This window comes from Planomonospora algeriensis (assembly GCF_977012225.1).
This window is the reverse complement of sequence record NZ_CDRNDK010000631.1, coordinates 1-2966: the sequence shown is the minus strand read 5'-3', so window position 1 is coordinate 2966 and position 2966 is coordinate 1. Positions and strand designations below refer to the sequence as shown.

3 protein-coding genes are annotated in these 2966 nt (G+C 74.7%); 1 reads left to right on the top strand and 2 read right to left on the bottom strand.

The window, feature by feature from the left end; genetic code table 11:
* Both ACWJ6R_RS33670 and ACWJ6R_RS33665 read right to left on the bottom strand, forming a co-directional pair.
* On the bottom strand, nucleotides 1–1034 hold a 1034-nt coding region (locus ACWJ6R_RS33670; protein WP_449066090.1), incomplete at its 3' end, for a sensor histidine kinase.
* On the bottom strand, nucleotides 1034–1720 hold the full coding sequence (locus ACWJ6R_RS33665; RefSeq protein WP_449066089.1) for a response regulator transcription factor: 687 nt from the start codon (nucleotides 1718–1720) through the stop codon (nucleotides 1034–1036). The genes ACWJ6R_RS33670 and ACWJ6R_RS33665, both read right to left, overlap by 1 nt.
* Nucleotides 1721–1840: 120 nt before the next feature.
* Here ACWJ6R_RS33665 and ACWJ6R_RS33660 point away from each other — a divergent pair.
* Nucleotides 1841–2966, top strand: a 1126-nt coding sequence (locus ACWJ6R_RS33660; protein ID WP_449066088.1) for an MMPL family transporter, incomplete at its 3' end; no start/stop codon positions are given.

Genomic DNA, 2966 nt, shown 5'->3' with positions numbered 1-2966 from the left:
ACCGCGGCCACGATCCGCCAGCCCGAGCCCGGCCCGCCCTGGCGGCGGTCCCCGCCGCGGGCGTGGTCGGCGCGGTAGAAGCGCTCGAAGACGAGTGTCCGCTGCTCCTCGGCCAGGCCCGGTCCCTCGTCGGCGACCTCGATGACCGCCTCGTCCCCGTCGCGGCGCACCCGGACGACGGCCGGGGTGCCCGGCGGGGTGTGGGCGAGCACGTTGGCCAGCAGGTTGCCGACCGCCTGGCGGATCCTGGCGGCGTCGCCGGGCACCTCGACCGGCCCCGGGTGCTCGGCCCGCAGCGGCCGGTCCGGCTCGATGGCGAGGGTGTCGGACACCGCGTCGGCCACCAGGGCGGTCAGCTCGACCGGGGCGCGCTCCAGCGGCCGCCCCTGGTCCAGGCGGGCGAGCAGCAGCAGCTCGTCCACCAGCGCGCCCATCCGGGTCGCCTCCGCCTCGATCCTGCTCATCGCCTTGGCCAGGTCCTCGGGCCGGGTGGCCGCGCCGCGCCGGAACAGCTCGGCGTACCCCCGGACGGTGGCGACGGGCGTGCGCAGTTCGTGGGAGGCGTCGGCGACGAAGCGGCGCAGCCGTTCCTGCGACTCCTCCCGCTGCCGGAACGCCCGTTCGAGCTGCCCGAGCATCGCGTTGAGCGCGTGGCCGAGGCGGCCCACCTCGCTCCCGGCCGGGGCCGCCTCGATCCGGCGGTCGAGATCGCCCGCGCCGATGTCCGCCGCCGCCTCCACGATCCGGTCCAGCGGGCGCAGGCCCCGGCGGATCAGGTACGCGGCGAGCAGGCCCAGGACCGCCAGGGTCACCGCCGACGAGACGGCCAGGACGCGGGCGACGCGCCCGGTCAGTTCGTCGGAGGCCGCGAGCAGCGCCTCCGGGGTGTCCAGGGCGAGCAGCCGGGCGCCGCGGTGCCCGCGCCAGTCCTGCAGGGCCCCGAAGACGGCTCCGGCGACCACGCCCAAGGCCAGCGCGACCAGGCCGACGACCGTCACGACCAGCCGGGCGCGCAGTGAGTCGAGGGAGGGCATCAGTCCTCCCGGGGCAGCCGCAGGACGTAGCCCACGCGGGGCACGGTGTGGATGAGGGGCGGCCCGCAGGAGTCGACCTTGCGGCGCAGGTAGCTGATGTAGGTCTGCACGACTCCGTCGTTGCCGCCGAAGTCGTACTCCCACACGTGGTCGAGGATCTGCCGCTTGGAGACCAGCCGGCCCGCGTTCGCGGTCAGGAAGCGCAGCAGCTTGAACTCGGTGGGGGTGAGGTCGATGCGCCGGTCGTCCCGCCGGACCTCGTAGGCCTCCTCGTCGATGACCAGATCGGCGAAGGCCAGGCGGCCGGTCTCCGGCCCGGTGCGCCGCGTCCGCCGCAGCACCGCCCGGATCCGGGCGATCAGCTCCTCCAGGCTGAACGGCTTGGTGACGTAGTCGTCCCCGCCCGCGGTCAGCCCGCGGATCTTGTCCTCGGTGGCGTCGCGCGCGGTGAGGAACACCACCGGGACCTCCGACCCGGCCGCCCGGATCCGCCGGCACACCTCGGTGCCGGGCACATCGGGCAGCATCACGTCCAGCACGACCAGGTCGGGGCGGAAGGTCCCCGCCAGCGAGACCGCCGCCGCGCCCGTGCCCGCCGTCTCCGTCTCGAACCCCTCGTAGCGCAGGGCGGTCGCCACGAGATCGGCGAGATAGGGCTCATCGTCCACGACCAGTATCCGGCTCACCCCGCCAGTCTCCCCCAGCCGATCTCCGGAAGTCCTGGGAGAACTCTGTGAGACCGGATCCGCAGGGTTCTCCCAGAACGGCCGCACGGCCACTGAAGATCACCCTGCTGCACTGGGGCCATGGAGAGACTCTCGGCATTCGTCCTGCGGCGCAGGCGGCTGGTGACGCTGCTGGCCGTGTGCGCGTTCCTGGCGGGCCTGGCCGCGACCCCGTTCGCGATCCAGCGCCTGTCCGAGGAGTACGCCCACCCCGGGATGCCCGCCTTCGACGCCAACCAGGAGATCGTCCGCCTCTACGGCAACGGCGGCTATCAGCGGCCTTTCGTCCCGGTCGTGGTGCTGCCCGGCGGCCTGCGGGCGCAGGAGCACAGGGAGGTGATCGGCAGGGCGTTCGCGGCCGTCTCGGCGAAGCTCCCCGAGGCCCGCGTGGTCTCCTACGCCGACACCGGCGACCCCCGGCTCATCGGCGCGGACGGCCGCACCACCTTCGGGCTGGTCTTCCCCGGCACCTACTCCGACGGCAGCCCGCCGGGCGGCGGCCTGGGCGAGACCCCGGACGAGAGCCCGGTGATCACCGCGGCCATGACCCCGCTCCTGCCGGAGGGCAGCACCGTCCGCGTCACCGGGCTGGACGCCCTCGCGCCGAGCGTGGACGCGGGCGGCGTGGACGTCCCGGCCAAGATCGGCATCGGTGCGGCCGCCGCCGTGCTCGTGCTGTTCGGTGTCTTCCGCTCCGCCCTGGCGCTCGTGCCGCTGCTGATCTCGGTGCTGGCGGTCTTCACCTCGTTCATCGTGATCCTGCTGCTGACGCTGGTGACGACGGTGCACGACGTGGCGCTCACCACCATGCCGCTGCTGGGCCTGGGCATCGCGATCGACTACTCGCTGCTGCTGGTGGCCCGGTGGCGGGAGGAGCAGGCGTGCGGCCACCGCGGCGACGCGGCCGTGCACCGGGCGATGCGCGGCGCCGGGCGCGCGGTGCTGTTCAGCGGGGCGGCGGTCGCGGTCGGCCTGGTGACCATGGTCGTCCTTCCGGTGCCGTTCCTGCGCAGCCTCGGGCTGGCCGGGATGGTCATCGCGGCGGTCAGCGTGGCCGTCACACTGACCGTGCTCCCGGTCCTGCTCGCCCTGACCGGGCAGCGGCTGGAGCGCAGGCGGGCCCGGCCCGGCCGCGCGTTTCCGGCGGCTCCGCCGGGTACGGCGGGCACACCCGGCACGGCGGACGCATCCGGTACGGCGGGCGCGC